The sequence below is a fragment of the Pseudomonas sp. D3-10 genome, from assembly GCF_051132175.1.
Lineage (GTDB): Bacteria > Pseudomonadota > Gammaproteobacteria > Pseudomonadales > Pseudomonadaceae > Aquipseudomonas.
Genome location: NZ_CP071669.1, coordinates 130133 through 145410, shown reverse-complemented (window position 1 = coordinate 145410; position 15278 = coordinate 130133). Strand labels below are relative to the sequence as shown.

Annotated in this window: 30 protein-coding genes; 29 read left to right on the top strand and 1 reads right to left on the bottom strand. The window is 54.6% G+C overall.

Annotated features, from left to right (window positions below):
* Window positions 1-57 precede the first annotated feature (57 nt).
* Window positions 58-318, bottom strand: coding sequence for a hypothetical protein (locus J3P90_RS27050; RefSeq protein ID WP_434676691.1), 261 nt, complete (start codon window positions 316-318; stop codon window positions 58-60).
* Between the two features lie 552 nt (window positions 319-870).
* On the opposite strand from J3P90_RS27050, the gene J3P90_RS27045 reads away from it, so the two are divergent.
* From J3P90_RS27045 to J3P90_RS26905, 29 genes are all read left to right on the top strand, one after another.
* Window positions 871-1347 carry a hypothetical protein gene (locus J3P90_RS27045; RefSeq protein WP_434676690.1) on the top strand — a complete coding sequence of 159 codons (477 nt, stop codon included), beginning with the start codon at window positions 871-873 and terminating at the stop codon, window positions 1345-1347.
* 29 nt (window positions 1348-1376) lie between these two features.
* Window positions 1377-2078, top strand: coding sequence for a DUF2786 domain-containing protein (locus J3P90_RS27040; protein ID WP_434676689.1), 702 nt, complete (start codon window positions 1377-1379; stop codon window positions 2076-2078).
* 321 nt (window positions 2079-2399) lie between these two features.
* Window positions 2400-3029: a hypothetical protein gene (locus tag J3P90_RS27035; protein ID WP_434676688.1), complete on the top strand. Its 630-nt coding sequence runs from the start codon at window positions 2400-2402 to the stop codon at window positions 3027-3029.
* Between the two features lie 73 nt (window positions 3030-3102).
* Complete coding sequence (locus J3P90_RS27030) at window positions 3103-3315, top strand: exodeoxyribonuclease VII small subunit (protein ID WP_434676687.1); 213 nt, start codon at window positions 3103-3105, stop codon at window positions 3313-3315.
* On the top strand, window positions 3302-4696 hold the full coding sequence (xseA, locus tag J3P90_RS27025) for an exodeoxyribonuclease VII large subunit (RefSeq protein ID WP_434676686.1): 1395 nt from the start codon (window positions 3302-3304) through the stop codon (window positions 4694-4696). The genes J3P90_RS27030 and xseA overlap by 14 nt, the downstream gene beginning before the upstream one ends.
* Before the next feature lie 152 nt (window positions 4697-4848).
* Window positions 4849-5106, top strand: coding sequence for a hypothetical protein (locus J3P90_RS27020; protein WP_434676685.1), 258 nt, complete (start codon window positions 4849-4851; stop codon window positions 5104-5106).
* A 176-nt stretch (window positions 5107-5282) separates the two neighbouring features.
* Window positions 5283-5945, top strand: coding sequence for a tyrosine-type recombinase/integrase (locus tag J3P90_RS27015; RefSeq protein WP_434676684.1), 663 nt, complete (start codon window positions 5283-5285; stop codon window positions 5943-5945).
* Window positions 5945-6193 carry a PapB/FocB family fimbrial expression transcriptional regulator gene (locus tag J3P90_RS27010; protein ID WP_434676683.1) on the top strand — a complete coding sequence of 83 codons (249 nt, stop codon included), beginning with the start codon at window positions 5945-5947 and terminating at the stop codon, window positions 6191-6193. Before J3P90_RS27015 ends, J3P90_RS27010 begins: the two co-directional genes overlap by 1 nt.
* Before the next feature lie 71 nt (window positions 6194-6264).
* Window positions 6265-6456, top strand: coding sequence for a hypothetical protein (locus J3P90_RS27005; protein WP_434676682.1), 192 nt, complete (start codon window positions 6265-6267; stop codon window positions 6454-6456).
* A gap of 13 nt (window positions 6457-6469) precedes the next feature.
* Window positions 6470-6730, top strand: coding sequence for a hypothetical protein (locus tag J3P90_RS27000; RefSeq protein WP_434676681.1), 261 nt, complete (start codon window positions 6470-6472; stop codon window positions 6728-6730).
* Window positions 6731-6745: 15 nt separating this feature from the next.
* Window positions 6746-7021, top strand: coding sequence for a hypothetical protein (locus J3P90_RS26995; RefSeq protein WP_434676680.1), 276 nt, complete (start codon window positions 6746-6748; stop codon window positions 7019-7021).
* 180 nt (window positions 7022-7201) lie between these two features.
* On the top strand, window positions 7202-7666 hold the full coding sequence (locus J3P90_RS26990) for a hypothetical protein (protein WP_434676679.1): 465 nt from the start codon (window positions 7202-7204) through the stop codon (window positions 7664-7666).
* Between the two features lie 45 nt (window positions 7667-7711).
* The gene (locus tag J3P90_RS26985; protein ID WP_434676678.1) at window positions 7712-8380 is read left to right on the top strand and encodes an adenylosuccinate synthase; all 669 of its coding nucleotides are present in this window, start codon (window positions 7712-7714) and stop codon (window positions 8378-8380) included.
* A gap of 39 nt (window positions 8381-8419) precedes the next feature.
* Window positions 8420-8626 carry a hypothetical protein gene (locus J3P90_RS26980; RefSeq protein ID WP_434676677.1) on the top strand — a complete coding sequence of 69 codons (207 nt, stop codon included), beginning with the start codon at window positions 8420-8422 and terminating at the stop codon, window positions 8624-8626.
* Between the two features lie 764 nt (window positions 8627-9390).
* Entirely contained in the window at window positions 9391-9822 is a 432-nt protein-coding gene (locus J3P90_RS26975) for a hypothetical protein (protein WP_434676676.1), read from the top strand.
* A gap of 19 nt (window positions 9823-9841) precedes the next feature.
* Window positions 9842-10048: a hypothetical protein gene (locus J3P90_RS26970; protein ID WP_023093721.1), complete on the top strand. Its 207-nt coding sequence runs from the start codon at window positions 9842-9844 to the stop codon at window positions 10046-10048.
* Window positions 10049-10066: 18 nt separating this feature from the next.
* Entirely contained in the window at window positions 10067-10303 is a 237-nt protein-coding gene (locus tag J3P90_RS26965) for a hypothetical protein (RefSeq protein ID WP_434676675.1), read from the top strand.
* 14 nt (window positions 10304-10317) lie between these two features.
* Window positions 10318-10512 (top strand): hypothetical protein, encoded by a 195-nt coding sequence (locus J3P90_RS26960; protein ID WP_434676674.1) that lies wholly within the window; start codon window positions 10318-10320, stop codon window positions 10510-10512.
* 10 nt (window positions 10513-10522) lie between these two features.
* A complete protein-coding gene (locus tag J3P90_RS26955) occupies window positions 10523-10843 on the top strand; it encodes a hypothetical protein (protein WP_434676673.1) in 321 nt (106 codons plus the stop codon).
* Window positions 10844-10957: 114 nt separating this feature from the next.
* Window positions 10958-11374, top strand: a complete 417-nt coding sequence (locus J3P90_RS26950) for a hypothetical protein (RefSeq protein WP_434676672.1) — start codon at window positions 10958-10960, stop codon at window positions 11372-11374.
* Window positions 11375-11383: 9 nt separating this feature from the next.
* Window positions 11384-11743 (top strand): hypothetical protein, encoded by a 360-nt coding sequence (locus J3P90_RS26945; RefSeq protein WP_434676671.1) that lies wholly within the window; start codon window positions 11384-11386, stop codon window positions 11741-11743.
* 15 nt (window positions 11744-11758) lie between these two features.
* Window positions 11759-11980 (top strand): hypothetical protein, encoded by a 222-nt coding sequence (locus J3P90_RS26940; protein WP_434676670.1) that lies wholly within the window; start codon window positions 11759-11761, stop codon window positions 11978-11980.
* Between the two features lie 10 nt (window positions 11981-11990).
* On the top strand, window positions 11991-12266 hold the full coding sequence (locus J3P90_RS26935; RefSeq protein WP_434676669.1) for a hypothetical protein: 276 nt from the start codon (window positions 11991-11993) through the stop codon (window positions 12264-12266).
* Window positions 12267-12279: 13 nt separating this feature from the next.
* Complete coding sequence (locus tag J3P90_RS26930; RefSeq protein WP_434676668.1) at window positions 12280-12471, top strand: hypothetical protein; 192 nt, start codon at window positions 12280-12282, stop codon at window positions 12469-12471.
* Window positions 12472-12717: 246 nt separating this feature from the next.
* Window positions 12718-13107: a hypothetical protein gene (locus J3P90_RS26925; protein ID WP_434676667.1), complete on the top strand. Its 390-nt coding sequence runs from the start codon at window positions 12718-12720 to the stop codon at window positions 13105-13107.
* 107 nt (window positions 13108-13214) lie between these two features.
* Window positions 13215-13871 (top strand): hypothetical protein, encoded by a 657-nt coding sequence (locus tag J3P90_RS26920; RefSeq protein WP_434676666.1) that lies wholly within the window; start codon window positions 13215-13217, stop codon window positions 13869-13871.
* Window positions 13872-13953: 82 nt separating this feature from the next.
* Window positions 13954-14463: a hypothetical protein gene (locus J3P90_RS26915; RefSeq protein ID WP_434676665.1), complete on the top strand. Its 510-nt coding sequence runs from the start codon at window positions 13954-13956 to the stop codon at window positions 14461-14463.
* Between the two features lie 60 nt (window positions 14464-14523).
* A complete protein-coding gene (locus J3P90_RS26910) occupies window positions 14524-14673 on the top strand; it encodes a hypothetical protein (RefSeq protein ID WP_434676664.1) in 150 nt (49 codons plus the stop codon).
* A gap of 44 nt (window positions 14674-14717) precedes the next feature.
* Window positions 14718-15269, top strand: coding sequence for a hypothetical protein (locus J3P90_RS26905; protein WP_434676663.1), 552 nt, complete (start codon window positions 14718-14720; stop codon window positions 15267-15269).
* Window positions 15270-15278 lie beyond the last annotated feature (9 nt).

Below are 15278 nucleotides of genomic sequence, written 5' to 3'. Positions count from 1 at the left end.
AACTGCGGGTGGCGATGAAAGCCTTGGCGGGCAAATCGGCGAGCGTAAGGGGAGGGCCTAGCGAATGATCTTCGCGAATCTGCCATACCTCGGAGCATGGACATCAGCAATCCACGGGATGATCTTCACTGGCATGTGCATTACCGGGATCGCTTGTTGCGTCAGCCTGTCGATCAAGTCAGCGTTGGTTGTCACCAGGGTGATATCGAAAATAAAGAGCCGGCGAAACACGGCAATGAACAGGCGGTGACATTTGGAGTTCAGAAAAAGAGATGACGGCAGGTTATTCCCGCCGGTGCTACCAAACGGCGATTTCATAGGCGTGGCCCATGGAAGCCACCTCAGACAGGTTCTCTTTTCAGTGCGGGACAAAGGCCTGTACGGGGAAGGTGTGTTCCTCCTATGGCACGAGATAACCGGGGTATCCATTACCGACGCGAAAGGATTCCAGATTCGGAGCGGAAAATATGCCAGTGGCGGGTTTGGATTTTATGCAGGAGCATCTGCGCTGCTCGATTTGACAGGGGAAATCGTAACCAGAATAGATGGATACACAGTTGACTACTGCCTGATGAACCGCATCAGCTACGAGTCAAAACGACAAGTGCAGCCCATCTATTAGCAGTGATTTAACCTGTCGGGCTTTTGGCAAGCCAGCGGAGGACCATTGGTAGATGCTTCATATGGTGCAGAAGTTATTAGCAGTGAAACGAGAGTCCTGCTATTCGATCAGGCTAGAAATGCTATTAGCAGTGAAGTGCCTCACTTTCATAAAATAAACATTGGTAGGTGTGGGATGTGCCCCCGTTTCGCGTAGCGGATGAATGCAGGCCGTTACGGTGACCTACAAATTTACGGAGAAGATGTTTTATGTACGGAGTTAATGAGTTGATCGGGGCCAGCGGTAGTTTTTCTCTTGATGGATATAACCTACCTAGGGACAAGGAGTGGTCTGAAGAAATGTTAGAGGTTCTGCATGCGGACATTCCAGGCAGTCATGATCTCCTAATCGCAATCGTGCTGACTCAAGAGTGTGCGGAGTTACGTGAGCGAAGTTCTATGGCAATGGCCGTAGTGCTTAGTGAATACGAGTCAACGCTCGGGCAGCCAGATGCGTTGCGAGCAAGAACATTTTTTGTCGCAGCAATCACAGAGCTGAAGATGGTTCTTGATGAACTTAAAGACCAGCCGCAAGCAGAGCAGGAAAAATTGTTGTCGCGTTTGGGTGATTATTTTGGAGGCGACGTCAAAAAGTTTGACACCTCGTTTGAAGGGATGGAGCAAGTATATTTGCTGAGCAACCCGAATACAGGGCGATATTGGATGTCGCTGAAGCGTCATGCTTAATAACGTGTCGCGAAGCGGAGGATTGGCTGGTGAGTGAGTGCGCAATTGCAGACATGGATAAGCGCGCTCGCGCACTAGGCAGAATCAGGAAATGTTTTGCGCTCGCAAAATCCAGCAACCCGCATGAGGCCGAAGCAGCAATGCGGCAAGCCCGCAAACTTATGGACAAGTTCAAGCTGGAAGTGGGCGATGTGCGTGCTACCCAGGCGGAAGAATTCTCCCTGCGGATCGGTAAAGCCAAAAGCGTTCCGCCACAATGGATTCGCATGCTGTCGATGACAGTCTCTAAGGCGTTTGGCTGTGTGAGTTTCTACAGCTATGGGCCTGACGGGCAGTCGCTGATTTTTATTGGAGAAATCGGTAGCGCTGAAATGTCGGCCTATGCGTATGAGGTGCTTATCCGGCAACTGAAAGACTCCAAGAGAAAATACCTCTCAGGGGTCAGCATTCAGGGCACAGTGCAAAGGCGCAGAGCGGGAGTGCTGTATGCAGAAGCGTGGATCATCGGCGTACATAAACGAGTAGAGGAATTTGCCGGCGTTACGGAAGAAGGGGAGCGGGCAATCCACGCTTATACCCAAAGACATTATCCTGGTTTTCCGATCACAAAGATGAAACGCCGAAAACTGGATATGGATGCGTACCGAGCGTACATTCAGGGCAAAATGGATGGTGAAAGCGTCTCTCTGCACAAACCTATGGGCCGTGACGAACACATGCTGTTGGAATGAGGTCGCGCCCAGGAACAAGTCCCGCTCGAGCGGGATTTTTTTCGTCCGAGGTTTGTCCCCTGAAAGTGGGGGTAAGCCTGTGGATAAAGTCCTGGCGTGGCGGTCTGGGAACGCTCCCCCGGCGATGCTCAAATTTCAACCAGCAGGGCGAAACTCGACATCACACTTGACGTTCGCGATCGAGACAGAGATATTCCCCTCGGCACACGGGTAGGTGCCTGCCGTCCACATTGGCAAAGCGAAAGCACTACCGACAAACCAACGGAACCCTTATGGGTGCTCCGAAGTGGACACAGAGCATCAGCCTTTGGAGGCTGCCGTATGCAAAACCCAATCACGCTCCGCGATATCGAAAACCTCAAAAAGCTCGCCAAGCAGGCAAAGGCCCATCACCCAGGATTGAGCCATGCGCAGCGCCTCAACCTGATGGCGCAGCATCATCTTCAGGCACGCAGCTATCACGAAGTTCGCAAGTGGGTCACTCGCTCGTTGGAGCAGCACTACGAGCGGAAGGACAGTGGCGTGGTCTACTGCAAGCTCTGCCGCTTTTCTTTCGTCCCGGATGTAGCCAAGGACTCGACTACTCACGAGAAGCGTCACCTCAATTTTGAGGACGCTCTTTTCTCCCTCGGAGCGTTACCAGCTGCACATGCCACCCGAGAGCAAAGGAAACGCGAGGCGCATAACCTGATCCATTCCGCACTGTCCGCCGGCGAAGAATTGGCTGGAGTCGAGCAACTGGTCAACGCCTGGTATGACCGTTCGCTGGAATCCGCGATCGGCAATGGCGGCTGGAAGAAACACCCGAGCCTTGCCGAGTATGCCGCGATGATCGTTCCAACCGTTGAGGCCTGGTTGCGGCAGAGCAGGGTGTTGTACCTGTCCAAATACGGCTGCAATCGAGGCGTGATCCCAGAGGGTCAGACAACGTGGGTTCAGCCTGAAGGCTGATAGGGTTGGGTCTTTTGGGGAAGCTGCGACAATCGGCACGTTGATTGATCCCATCTTCCCCAGGACTTCCCACATGAGCCGAGATACCTACGAAGCCAACATCGCCTTCATCGACCAGACGGTAAAGCGCCTGGAGCGCAATGAAGTGAGCATCGACGAGTTGGAGACCCTTGCTCGCGAATTTGCGGATGCCCGTAAGTTCTGTGCCGACCGGCTTACCCGCATCGAGGCCGTTGTTGAAGCGACCTTGGGCGCTGAAGAGGGACAGACCGGTGAGCGCACCTGATCCGATTGAGCAGCACCTCACTCTCAGCGCATACCTTACCCAGATCCAGAAGGCCATCCGTGCTGCGGTGCCAGACAGTTGCTGGGTTGTTGCAGAACTCAGTGACTTCAAGCGCCGCCCGAACGGCCACTGCTTCATGGACATCTTGGAGTCGCGTGAGGGAGCCGAGGTCGCGAAGGCACGGTGCACCATGTTTGCGAACGTCGCCGGCAAGGTACTTGGTGAGTGGCAGCAGGCAACCGGAGGCCTGCCCCAAGCAGGAATGAACGTCCTGCTGAAAGTGAGGGCAGATTTTTCCCCTCAGTTTGGCTTCGCCCTGATGGTCACCGGCATCGACCCGAGCTACACGCTGGGTGACATGCAGGCCAAGATGCAGAAGATCATTACCTCCCTGAAGGAGCGGCAGTGGTTCGACCTACAGCGGGGACTTCCCTCTCCAGGGGGGTTCTGGCGCGTTGCAGTTGTGGCTCCGCACGAGGCTGCTGGGCTGGCCGATTTTCGGCGTGATGCAGAGCAGTTGGCTGCGGCCGAGGTGTGCGGATTCGAGTATTTCTCAGCGACGTTCCAGGGGCGTGACGCATCAGACAGCATCCGCTCTGCGTTGCGGACGGTTCATGAGCAACATCAACAGCAGCCATTCGACGCCGTATGCATCATCCGCGGGGGTGGGGCGAAAAGCGATCTGGCCTGGCTCAACGACGCGAACCTTGCGGCTTGGGTCTGCCGGTTGCCTGTTCCGGTATTCACCGGCATTGGGCACGAGATTGACGAATGCGTGCTTGACCTCGTGGCACACCGCCGGTTCGACACACCATCGAAGGTCATCGGGTTCATCAAAACAGCGCTCATGTCTGAGGCCTCAACTGCTCGGGCTCAGGTCGAGCGGGCCAACGGCATGATCTTGCGCCTGGTGTCTGGGCAAGCCCCGCATCTGGATCGCGCTTGGAGCACCTTCAGCCGGCGGGTGACGGAAACGCTCCATGGGGAGCATCGGCAACTGTTGCAACAGCAAAGCAGCCTCGACAAAGGCCGGGACCGCCTCCTCAGCCAACAGCGCATGGCCCTCCAGCTCGCGCAGGATCGATTTTCAAGGCTCGGGGCTGGTCTGTGTGTAGCTGAGCGCCAAAGGGGGCTGTTTGCCGCCTCGAGGGTGGCCTCTCTGAGTAGGGCGCTGATCGCCAAGGAAACTTCGCGCCTGGAGCTTGCATGCACGGTCTACGACAAGACAAATCCGCTTGCACTGCTTGGGAGAGGCTTTGCCTTAGTCCGTGGCCCTGGTGGGGAGATAATCAGCAGTGCCCAGCAGGCTCGCGATGCAGGCAAGCTGGATCTGGCCTTCGCCGATGGCCATGTCATTGCGGCGCTGGCGAAAGCACAATGATCCAACAAATAATGTTTCCTCTTTAATTTTCCGTGATGTTTGGACCTACTCACAGGTTTGCCATTGCTGGTGGGCAGCTCGCTCGGCGGTTATGCTGCGGCGGTCGACCTAAGCCATAACGGTGATGGCGGCATTGAAAATGAGGTGTTCACATGATTGACGATTTGTACGAGCGGTATGCGCAAGGTGCAGCGGATGCTGCGGCGCGGGTTGCATTTGCTAAGGGCTTGGAGGTTGGCTACAGCCAAGGTTTCGCAGACGGGTTAACCGCAGGGCAGAATATCGGTTTCGTGGCTGGCGTGAACTCGGTAGCGGACGCGCTCTCTGATGGCACGCGCAACGGTTCCTCGGTATGCGCCAAGGCACTAGAAAGCCTCAAGCGTCTCGGTGCCGTCGACGACGATCAATGAGTGGCACGATGGTGTGCCAAAAAGCCCCAGCCAATCCGCTGGGGTTTTTTATGTCTGCCGTACCGGCTTCAAATTTTCCGTGGACTTGAGAAACACCAACAGGCCGGGGCTATCTCCGGCCTTTTTGTTGACGTACTATGTCAGGATTGATGATTAATCAGCATTTAGAGTGAGATATGCCCAAGGCGATTGTTATCGAAGATGAGCAGCTTGAGCATGCTGTGAGAGTCGCCAAAGTGAGCAGCCCGGAGAATGGAAGTCGTGACGCAGCGCTGCTGCTTACCTGCTTCGGCACCGGCATGACTGTGACGGAGATTTGCCGCCTGCGCGTGAGCGACTACCTCACTGAGTCAGGTGCTGTGCTGATCGACTCCCAGGTGCGAGCGGAGATTGCCTATAACCACCGTTCTAGGCCGTTGTGCTGGACCAACAAGAAGTTGACCAATGCCATAGACGCGCACCTTGCCGAACGTCTCGCACGCGGTCACGGCGTTTCAACCAGGGTGATGGCTTTTCGTGGCCTTGATCCTGATTCTCCGTTGTTCGTGTCCGGTCGCACTGGCGAAGGGTTGAAGATCAGCGCTCAGCGGCGCGACGGCAAAACGTACTACAGCGCGAACCAACTCAGCCGACTCTATACACGGTTGTTCGGTCTTGCTGGGATCGAGGGGGCCAGCGCCCAGTCAGGGCGTCGGACGCTTGCGGTCAAGCTCAACCGTCGGGGCATCGACTTGCGGCATATCAGCGAGATACTGGGCATCGAGAGCTTGGAAGCGGTCAAGAAGCTCTGTGCGGGCGATCCAGCTCGTTTAGGCGACATAGTTCGGAGAATCATTTGATGGGTGTTTATGACTTGGTGCCGGGTAACGTCCCAGCCGAACAATTTGATTTGCTGCTGGCTGGCACTGACATACGAGGACCCAAGGTTCGCGAAGCTCTACGGCAGCACCTTGTACACGGTTTAACGCCAAAGGAAGCTTGCGAGCAGACAGGGGCCAATCGAGGGCAGTTCTCTTTGCGTTTCAAGGCCATCCAAGACGAGAACGGCAGAGTCGTGAACCTGTTAAAATTTTACGGTATACCGTAAATAAAGCTATGTTATTTATACGCTATACCGTAAAATAACCTCATTGAAGCGATTCACTGAGGAAAACTGCCATGAACAGCATGCCGCAACGTGAGCTTTACCCGTTTGTCGTCACCATCACCTTTGCCGGTGGTGTCGTTGAACTGGCCGAATTCGACGCAGCGGATGCCGCACAGGCAAGTCGGTTCGCTCGGCGTCTGGTGGCTGACAATGGTCACACGGCGAAGGACGGGAAAGTGGCTTACAAAGCAAAGCGCAAGTAACAAGGAAAACGCCATGATTTACACATACCACGTTAAAGCTTATGCGCCCGATCCACGCGGCGGGGATAATTTCTTCACCTATGACGGAACTGTCGATCGAGATGAACCATTGAGCGGTGAATCAGAGTTTGACGCGCTTGCTCAGGGGCTCTCTGATCATGTGTTCGCAGAGACCAGTGTTCGTGTTTCACCAAATCGATTTGTGCTTCAACAAACTGAATTGGTACGCACCCAAGTTGGCAAATTTCCTAGCCAAATCCAGAAGCCAAAATAGGACGGAAAAGAAGCCATGCCGACTTATACCGACCATGAAAAAACCCTTTACCTGAACCAAGCGCGCCGCAAGGTGCGAGATATTGGGCGCGTAAGTCGCCCGTACATTGATCGTGCCGAGGAACATGCCCGCGCTTATGCCGAGGCATTGGCGGACGTAGGTGCGATTACGGCCACTGAGCGTGAAACCCTGAATGACGAGGCAAATGATGCCGCGCAAGCCCGCGTGAGGGCATTTAAGGCAGCGGAAGATGCGGTGCCGGCAGCCGATGAGAACCAGTTGGTTCGCTAGAGGAAAAGAAACGTGATCTTCACCATTCGTTCGAAGCAGGTAGAAATCAGAGCCAGTAAGCGCTTTCGGTTGCTCCCCGGTGGCGACTCCTCCGCACCAGGTCACGTATTGATGAATTGGCTGGGTGTGATGGTGTTCATCAAGCCGGCCCCTCCAAAGCTGGACGCATAGGAAAAACCTTTGAAAAGAATATTTAGCGGATTAGTTTTAACCGCCCTTTTATTTCCTCCAGTGGCTGCGCAGGCGGATGGATGGGAGCCGAATGTGTTTGCTGACTCATTCCCGGTTTCAGTCATGGTGCGCCATTATTCAGATGCGTTGGAGGTGACCGGACCTACTGGTCTTCGTGCCATCGTATTGACGATCAATGGGCATGCCAGATTCAAGGGGGACAAGGCCAAGATCACTGTGGAAACAACCACCCCGAGCTATACAAACGTAAGCCGAGTTTACTTGTTCACTGTTATCGGAAGCGGACCTCCGAATGTTTCGTTCCGCATTGGTGATAGTGATGTGCAATACGATGCCCTGTTCGCTCAATTGAAGAACGCAACAAGTGTTCATGCAGTGGTTAACAACACCGACATGCGTTTTGATGCGGATGGCTTGGCCCCAGATTTTGACGTATATACGCATCAGGAATGAAGGTCTAGAAATTTGCTACACCTAAGTTCAGGGAAAACGACCGCCATGACCCACGCCGAGCTTTGTGAAGTTGCCAAAAAATGGCTGGTTCGCCCGAACAGTCAGCGCGGCCATGGTTGCCACGTTGCTTTGTCGGAATGCAGATCTGGCTGGGGTGGTGAAATGCCAGACGCTATCGGCTTTCGCGCTGCCAGTCGTGTAACAGAGACGGTAGTCGTCGAGGTTAAATGCTCCCGCGCTGACTTTCTGGCTGATGCAAAGAAGCCGCACCGTGCTGATGGTGAAGGAATGGGCCTGTACCGTTATTTCATGTGCCCGGAGGGGTTGATTCGACCTGATGAGGTTCCCGGCCGCTGGGGGCTCTTGTGGGTCAATGCTCGCGGCAAGGTAACGGCAATGCTTGGCCCAGTTGCGCTATCGAGCAACTGTGGGACGTTTGAATCTGTCGCGGAACCGTGGCAGCACACCCGTAACGCGGAGCGGGAGACGTGGTTACTTGTCCGGGTCATGGCCAGGATCGACAACCCGGATAAGGTGAAGAATGCAATTAATGCGGCCCAGCGAGAGCAGGCCCGTTTAGCGAAAATTTGCAATGACCAGGCCGACCAAATCAGGGCACTGAAAATGCCCAAGCCAGCCCCAGGTTGGAGCGGCGAAAACGCCGGTGAAATGCTCACCGCGATACGTCGAAAAGTGGCTACGGCCACCAACTGAAACGTTACGGGAAAACACCAGTTAAAGGAAAACGTAGCAATGCGCGATATCACAGAGAAGAACGAACAAGTGGTGATGATTGTAACGACAGAGGCCGCGCACGCAGTTGATGGCCGGACTGTCCAGATCAAAATCACCAACCCCGACGGCTCATTTTTCAGGCAGCAATTTGACCTTGTTGAAGGCAAAACGGAGTGGACTTCGGTGCCGCTGCAATTGGTCGACGGCAACGTGCGGTTCGGATAGGAAAAGTGGCTTTCAAAGCAAAGCGCAAGTAACAAGGAAAACCCCGCAGCCATGCGGCTGTTTTAATACATAGGAATCTCAATGAAGCGTCTACCGGAAGGGGTTCGGAGGGCATGCATTGTACTAGGTGTGTTGCTCATTGTGTGCTGGTTTGCAGTCATCGGTTTTGTGTCTCGCGGATTCACCCAAGTGCAGCCAATGGGCTGGCTGATATTGGGCCTCGGAGCTGTTTTCACGTATTTGATTCCCGCACTGATCTACCGTGTATACAGGTGGGTTAGAGACGGCTCTGCTATGGATGCGCAACGTTAGAGGAAACGTCGCCCGCTGTACCCCAAGCCCTGGCCTAAAAACCGGGGCCGAGGACGTAGATAAGGGCCGTTTCGAGTGCCCCATGCCGAGGTTATCTAATGAGTGATCCTAACGTTGTAGCCCTCAGTTTCGCATCGAGCGTGTTCAGCCTCGCCCTGGGGGTTGGCCTTCTAAGTGCCTCTGGTGCGCTAGGCTCGATGAGCTTTGTAGGTGGCATAGCGGCTATCGCCTTTGGTGCGATCAATAGCTTCCTTTTCATGCGCGGGGCTTTGCAGTGTTTTCGTGCGGGAGAGACAGCAAAGTCGCTAGCTACTAACCGGCCGCTGGCTGCCATGGCAGATCCGCAAGACAGTTGAGGGAATACGCTCTGCCCCACCAGCCCGCCCAGTGCGGGCTAAGCCCGTAAGAGAGGGACACTTTTCACTCCCCATGATCGAGCAGGACATTCAGTTATGAGTGATTCAAGTTTCACAAGGTTTGACGCCAAAGTGGTTGTTGAAGGCCCGTATACCTCTGCCGCCCAGGTCTTCACGCCTGCGGCGCTGTTGGAGCTGGCTTTGCAACATGCGTTGTTCAGCATGCCCGCAGAAGCGGTTGCGGATCTCGTCCGCAACACCACTGCTCGTATGCTGCACTCGCTTTCCTGCAAGCGCCGTGAGGCGGGTGAACTGGTGCGTTTGGAAGACGAAGATCCAGATGGTTACAACGGCGTGTATCAAATCGCTGTAAGACGCGGAGAGCCAGCGGAGTGCGATTCTTGCGGCAACCCACTGTGCATTGAGTGGCCGACTCTTTATGAGTTGACACCAGAAGGAACACAGACAGGCGATTTTGCCTATCACGTCTCCGAATGCCAGATGCTCGATCCTCAAACCAAACAGTGATCAGTTAACGGAAAAGACCATGACGACCACCACCGAAGCACGCGCCCTGGAGCGCATTAATCGCATCGCTACAGCCAAAAGCGAGCGCGACGCTGATCACCATGAATCGGAAGCCATGGGCTACATGGCTGCGTTGCGCGACGAAGGCCTGCTGCCCGAGTGCGAGCACGTCCGCCTGATGAATGCACTTCGCGCCGAGCGCATGGCCTGGCGCAAGTCCGCCTGAGTCCGAGGAAAACTACCCATGAGCAAATTCGTCACCTACGTCATCCGCTTACCGGAAGACCAAGAGGCAAAGAGCAAAATCGTCAATGGCGTGCGTGCGCTGGTCGAGTCACACGGCGGCGAAATCACTGCGGCGTCCACCGAAGACGAAATGACTGTTCTCGACATGATCGAACAACACGAAGACTTCCCTGAATACATCGCAAATGAAGCCCGAGCGCAGGCCAAAGAGCTGTGTACGAAAGCGGTTCACTGATCAAGGAAAACGGCATGCAGCTTGAAGTGACGGAAAATTTGAAGGAAGCACTGGGTAAATACAGGAATGCTCGCAAGGCATACGTTTCACTCGGTGCCGCGTCACCAGCGGAGGAAGCCCGCCAGGCCGGTATTGAATATCAAACAGCTCTTGAGGCCCTTGGCTACCAAGTGATGGTAGAGGCCGAGCTTCAAGGTCTAGAGGTGTAGGAAAACAGCAATGAGCGACGATCCGCAACCCTTTCCACCTCAACTTGTTGAAGGTCTCCAGCGCATCGTGGCGGCAGTCTCGGATTACGGGCCTGATTTGTGTCGTAGCTACGATGGCGTCGCAGAAACTGCGGCGACGATCAAATCCACTTTGGCAGGCTACGGCCACGCCTTGACCCTCGGTCAAGCGGAGCAGGTATATGCCCTTTACTCACAGAACAAGTGGGCAAGCTGGTTAATTGGCGGTTGCCCAACAGAGGAAGCGGCAAAGACGATGCTGGTTGAGTTCAGCAATGACATCCTCTTTGGTGAGAATCACGCTGATCTTTGATCGGACAAACTGTTAAGGGAAATCGCCCAGGTACGCCCAAGCCCAGCCACGCGCTGGGCCGAGGTCGTAGAGGGCACCGCATCGGCGTCCACCCAATCGAAGGAATGACCAGTTATGACCAGCAAAACGGATACCCCCAACAACTGGACTCAGGGCGGTCAAGCAAAGTCCTCGCACGCAGCGGCAGCCATGGCCAATTTCAACGAAACGCGGCAAAAAATTAACGATGCTTTCGGCATCGGTGGCGTCGCACGCGCAGCGGGTATCTCGACTGAGCCCCTGCGCTGCTATCAGGTTGGCGATTACGACTGGTTCGCCGCTACATCCCCTGAGCAAGCCCTGGATCTGATGCGCGAAATCGTCGGCGATGAAGAATGGGATGCGAGCGACTACGAGGTCGCGTTGTCCAGTGATGAGCTGCTTGATAAGCGGTGGCGTGAAGAAGACGAACCCGATAAAGACGCTGGCTCCCTACGCGAGTGGCTGGCAGAAGCTAAAGAGCCGGTTTGGCTCAACGGCATCGTGCCATAGGAAATCCCCGTGAAACTCATACCGCTAGTTATGGCTCTCGCATTCACGCTTTCAGGCTGTGATGCGGCAAAAGAAATAGGCGCCCAGTTCGTGGAGAAGGTGTCGGGGCATCCGGTGGTTGTTCAGCCAGGCTACAAAATGCTGGTGAATGGCCGGGCAGCGCAGGTCTTTGGCAAAGATGAGTGCCCGCCATCCAGCCCTGATGAAGGTAAGCGTCTGTGCATTGTGATCGCGCCAGAGACAAAAACCGTGCCTGTCACGGTAGTCCTGCCAAGTGGTCCAGTTGATGAAGTTTGGACGGTTGAGCGCTCTGCTGATCGGACCATGTTGCGACGTGCCGATGGCAGCTATCTTGCGGCAGCGAAGTGATCGAGGAAAACGAAAATGACAGACATACAGGCCAAAGCCCTCAAGATTTGGGCGCTGATCCTCTGGACTGCACTGTGGTGCTGGGTTTACTCGGTCACCCACGGCCAGCCGATCCAGTATGTGCCGGGCGTTGAAATCAATGCGTTGCAGTTTTGCGTGACAGCCTGGTTTCTCCCTTGGCTTCCCAGAGGTTTGAGGCTGCTTATTCAGGCCAAACGCCAATGCGCTTCTAAGTAGGAAAACGACGATGGCCACGCACTTTGATCCCTACCCTGACGACGATGAAGCCGAGCAGGCGCCATGCGGCACTTGGCTCGGGGAAGCCAGCAATGGCACCAGCAACTGGGCGCACGTCGATTGCGGTTTGTGCCTGAGAATGAAAGCCAAGATCAGCGCCGCGCACGAAGCAAGCGAAGCCGCCATCGTCGAGCAGATGGGCGATATGGCGGCGTATATGCGCGTAGGCATCCCAATGGCGGAACTTGAAGCGACGGATGCGTCCGGCTTCATGCTTCGCGAGTGATAGGAAAACGACCATGACCACCATCGACGGACAAGAAATTATCCAAACAGGCCGCACCCCTAACATGGTGGGTAGCACGCTGGCCTTGTTCTTGACCTTCGATGGTCAGTGGTATCGGGTCCGTACCCGGCTCGAAACGCTGGGCCGCTTCAAGCTGCGCGAGCGCGCCGAAGCGCTCTACCAAAAATCCGAGGTGGCGGCATAAGTCGCCCGATCAAGGAAAACGACCATGACCAACAAACCTGTAGCGCGCTCCCAGCGCCCAAAGAAGCCGACCGAACCTCCGATCAAAGGGACTCGCTGGGCTCGGATCAAAGGCGGACCCCGCGATGGTGAATGGATCATGAAGCCTTTGAGCTTGAAGTGATCGCTGCCCGGTGCGCCGGGCCTGTCGAAAGCCCTCTTCCTCAAGTCGGCTTTCAACAGTTACAGACAACGGAAAACCACGTAAATGACACACGAACAACGAGTTGCAGCGATCCAGAGAGTGACGATCAAAGCATCTGTCATACAAGCTGCCGGGACGCTGCTAGTCATCTTCTCTGCTCTTGGTATCTGGCACAAAGTCTACCCACAGCCAGAGCAATCGGTTGGTTTTTATGTCGGTGGCCTTGTTGTGTTTGCTCTGACGGTGACGCTTGTACAGCAATTGTTCAGCCAGACAATGGCAGCGCGTGCGCTAAGCAAGGACTCTGAAATAATGATTTCAGCCATGTACCAGGAGCTTCAGGATCGCGGCACTATCGGGCCAAAGAAGCCTTTGACGAAGGCAAGATCGCTCATGCTCATGGTCGCGATTTTCAGCTTTTCAACGTGGTTTTTCATTCGCGTACTTAGTTAACGGAAATCGAGCTACGACTCGTCGCTGCGCATCACTGGCCCTTGATCGGGCCTTCCGCAGTATCAGGGCGCGGCTTTGGCGCTTAAAAGTCTAAGGAATGTTTATAGATGCTCGCTTACAAAATCATGCGCTCAAAGCACTACAAGCCCGGAGCGAAGGTCCTCACGTCGAAAGCGAACTATGGCAAGCGCATGTTCAAGGACCAGCCCACAACCGTCCTTATCCATTCGGCGCTCGATCTATCCCGACAGTACAGCCTATCGTTCCAGCAGATCTTGTGGATGTTTCTCGACTTCCAGAACAGGAGCTTCCAGCCTCGCATTCCTGACCAAATTCCCGGGGCTCACAGGCATGAGTTGATTGCACTGGCCAACTCATCAAAGAGAATCCTGGATAGCAATTTTAGTGCCACCTTCTGGGAAACCTTGTACGAACAGGTTCGAGTCGCAGACCGGCCTGCATGTCCGACCAGGTTGAAGTCCTACTTCGCCAGCAAAGACATAGCATCGCTCAGTCAGTACCGAGATAACCACTGGGGTGACAAAATGGGCGATAAGCTAGCTTGCGAGATCGAAATTGAAGCCTGCCAAGTTGTTTTTGAAGCGGATATGGTGATCTTGGATCGCGTGACTGAAGAAATGAACTTCGAGAGCGCTCGGCCGCAGATCCTCCGTTACTGGGATCAGGAAGTGTCAAACCAACCAATCGCTGAGCTATTGCTACAAGGCACCGTAGCTCTTGGGAAACGTGTCCAGCTGGCCTGAGTCCGCCGTCCGTGCCGGCCTTCGGATCAATTGAAGATACATCCGCCCGTGAAGTGTGATTTTAAAGGAAATGCCTCATCAAATGGACATTTCAAACGCCGATAGTGAACAGAAGCAGAGACTGTATGAACGCCTCTACGTCGCCGCCGAGGACCTGGGGCTTGCACGCCAATATGCACAACATTTGCTGAAAAAAGGCTGGCACTCAGCACCTTGGGAGCGTCGGGGCTCCATCTACATGCAGCAATCCGCATTTGTTACGGCGCTCATTGTTAGCTACGCGAGAGCATTCACCAAAAGCTACGGATGGCCACGGCTTCCAGAAGGTACTTTGCCTGAAGGTCAGGGCGCGACAGCTTTGCATAAGCAGCTGATGGACCTTCGCCACGAGGTATACGCACATTCGGACAGCAAGCACCATAAAGTCCAGCCATGGCGGATAGATTCTGAGGCGCTAACGGACGTACGCGGTGCACCATCTTTGCGTTTTACGAAGGATGAATGTGAGCAGATAACCGAATTGATTGACGAAATTCGGAAGCGGCTCTTGCCGAAGATAATCACCATGCGAGCCGAAATCGCTGATGCATAGGAAAAGTGGCTTTCAAAGCAAAGCGCAAGTAACAAGGAAAACGCCCCGGAGGGCAGTGCAATGACCAGTATCTCTAAGAACGGCTGTGCAACCCTGGCTCGTTTCTATAACCGTGAAATGATCCGTGATCGTAAGCTTGGGCTGCATGGTCTCGCGAACCACGCCATGACAATGCGCGACAGCTACATGGCCAGTGCCCGAGCCAAGTAATTAGGACACCCCCAGCAAGCAAGGCACACAAGGAAAATCCGATCATGAAAGATCAAGCGCAATCGGGCTACAAGCCTATACAGGACGACGTGTTGAAGACACTGGGTCTTGCGATGATTGCAGGGCAGAGTGTTGAACGCCTGTTGGGCAATTGTCTTACGTTCCCTTTGCACGGCGAGCCCCTGCAAACTGTGGGACAGGTTCAGCTCCTGCTGGAGCGATATTCGAGAGCCACTCTGGGACGGTTGCTCAAAGCACTGCGAGGGAAGGTGGATCTGCATCCCACCTTCGACGACAAGTTGGATCGCTTCCTCGAGCATCGCAACATCATTGCGCATCGGCTGCATGACGTGCCTGGCGGTTTTGACCTGCATTCCGATGAAGGACGGGGGAGGCTAAAGGCTTTCCTACTCCAGTACATGGAGGATGGTCACATCCTCAGCATGGTCCTGCTGGGCATTTTGCGGGAATGGGCGAGCCAAGAGGGAATTGATATTCCTAACGAGCACCATCTGAGCCAGCGAATGAAGGATCATCTCGACGACAATGTCGTACCAAATTTGGAAGCCTTGATCAGGGCTAAAGAACACTCCTAAGTCCACGGA

Bases quoted from the DNA above. Each gene is read 5' to 3' on its own strand.
- J3P90_RS26935 (WP_434676669.1), top strand. From the start codon at position 11,991: ATGGCCACGCACTTTGATCCCTACCCTGACGACGATGAAGCCGAGCAG.
- J3P90_RS26925 (WP_434676667.1), top strand. From the start codon at position 12,718: ATGACACACGAACAACGAGTTGCAGCGATCCAGAGAGTGACGATCAAA.
- J3P90_RS27050 (WP_434676691.1), bottom strand. From the start codon at position 318: ATGAAATCGCCGTTTGGTAGCACCGGCGGGAATAACCTGCCGTCATCT.
- J3P90_RS26955 (WP_434676673.1), top strand. From the start codon at position 10,523: ATGAGCGACGATCCGCAACCCTTTCCACCTCAACTTGTTGAAGGTCTC.
- J3P90_RS26970 (WP_023093721.1), top strand. From the start codon at position 9,842: ATGACGACCACCACCGAAGCACGCGCCCTGGAGCGCATTAATCGCATC.
- J3P90_RS26950 (WP_434676672.1), top strand. From the start codon at position 10,958: ATGACCAGCAAAACGGATACCCCCAACAACTGGACTCAGGGCGGTCAA.
- J3P90_RS26975 (WP_434676676.1), top strand. From the start codon at position 9,391: ATGAGTGATTCAAGTTTCACAAGGTTTGACGCCAAAGTGGTTGTTGAA.
- J3P90_RS27030 (WP_434676687.1), top strand. From the start codon at position 3,103: ATGAGCCGAGATACCTACGAAGCCAACATCGCCTTCATCGACCAGACG.
- J3P90_RS27020 (WP_434676685.1), top strand. From the start codon at position 4,849: ATGATTGACGATTTGTACGAGCGGTATGCGCAAGGTGCAGCGGATGCT.
- J3P90_RS27015 (WP_434676684.1), top strand. From the start codon at position 5,283: ATGCCCAAGGCGATTGTTATCGAAGATGAGCAGCTTGAGCATGCTGTG.
- J3P90_RS26985 (WP_434676678.1), top strand. From the start codon at position 7,712: ATGACCCACGCCGAGCTTTGTGAAGTTGCCAAAAAATGGCTGGTTCGC.
- J3P90_RS26930 (WP_434676668.1), top strand. From the start codon at position 12,280: ATGACCACCATCGACGGACAAGAAATTATCCAAACAGGCCGCACCCCT.
- J3P90_RS26905 (WP_434676663.1), top strand. From the start codon at position 14,718: ATGAAAGATCAAGCGCAATCGGGCTACAAGCCTATACAGGACGACGTG.
- J3P90_RS26940 (WP_434676670.1), top strand. From the start codon at position 11,759: ATGACAGACATACAGGCCAAAGCCCTCAAGATTTGGGCGCTGATCCTC.
- J3P90_RS26965 (WP_434676675.1), top strand. From the start codon at position 10,067: ATGAGCAAATTCGTCACCTACGTCATCCGCTTACCGGAAGACCAAGAG.
- J3P90_RS26910 (WP_434676664.1), top strand. From the start codon at position 14,524: ATGACCAGTATCTCTAAGAACGGCTGTGCAACCCTGGCTCGTTTCTAT.
- J3P90_RS26960 (WP_434676674.1), top strand. From the start codon at position 10,318: ATGCAGCTTGAAGTGACGGAAAATTTGAAGGAAGCACTGGGTAAATAC.
- J3P90_RS27010 (WP_434676683.1), top strand. From the start codon at position 5,945: ATGGGTGTTTATGACTTGGTGCCGGGTAACGTCCCAGCCGAACAATTT.
- J3P90_RS27005 (WP_434676682.1), top strand. From the start codon at position 6,265: ATGAACAGCATGCCGCAACGTGAGCTTTACCCGTTTGTCGTCACCATC.
- J3P90_RS27045 (WP_434676690.1), top strand. From the start codon at position 871: ATGTACGGAGTTAATGAGTTGATCGGGGCCAGCGGTAGTTTTTCTCTT.
- J3P90_RS26980 (WP_434676677.1), top strand. From the start codon at position 8,420: ATGCGCGATATCACAGAGAAGAACGAACAAGTGGTGATGATTGTAACG.
- J3P90_RS27035 (WP_434676688.1), top strand. From the start codon at position 2,400: ATGCAAAACCCAATCACGCTCCGCGATATCGAAAACCTCAAAAAGCTC.
- J3P90_RS26915 (WP_434676665.1), top strand. From the start codon at position 13,954: ATGGACATTTCAAACGCCGATAGTGAACAGAAGCAGAGACTGTATGAA.
- J3P90_RS27000 (WP_434676681.1), top strand. From the start codon at position 6,470: ATGATTTACACATACCACGTTAAAGCTTATGCGCCCGATCCACGCGGC.
- J3P90_RS26920 (WP_434676666.1), top strand. From the start codon at position 13,215: ATGCTCGCTTACAAAATCATGCGCTCAAAGCACTACAAGCCCGGAGCG.
- J3P90_RS26995 (WP_434676680.1), top strand. From the start codon at position 6,746: ATGCCGACTTATACCGACCATGAAAAAACCCTTTACCTGAACCAAGCG.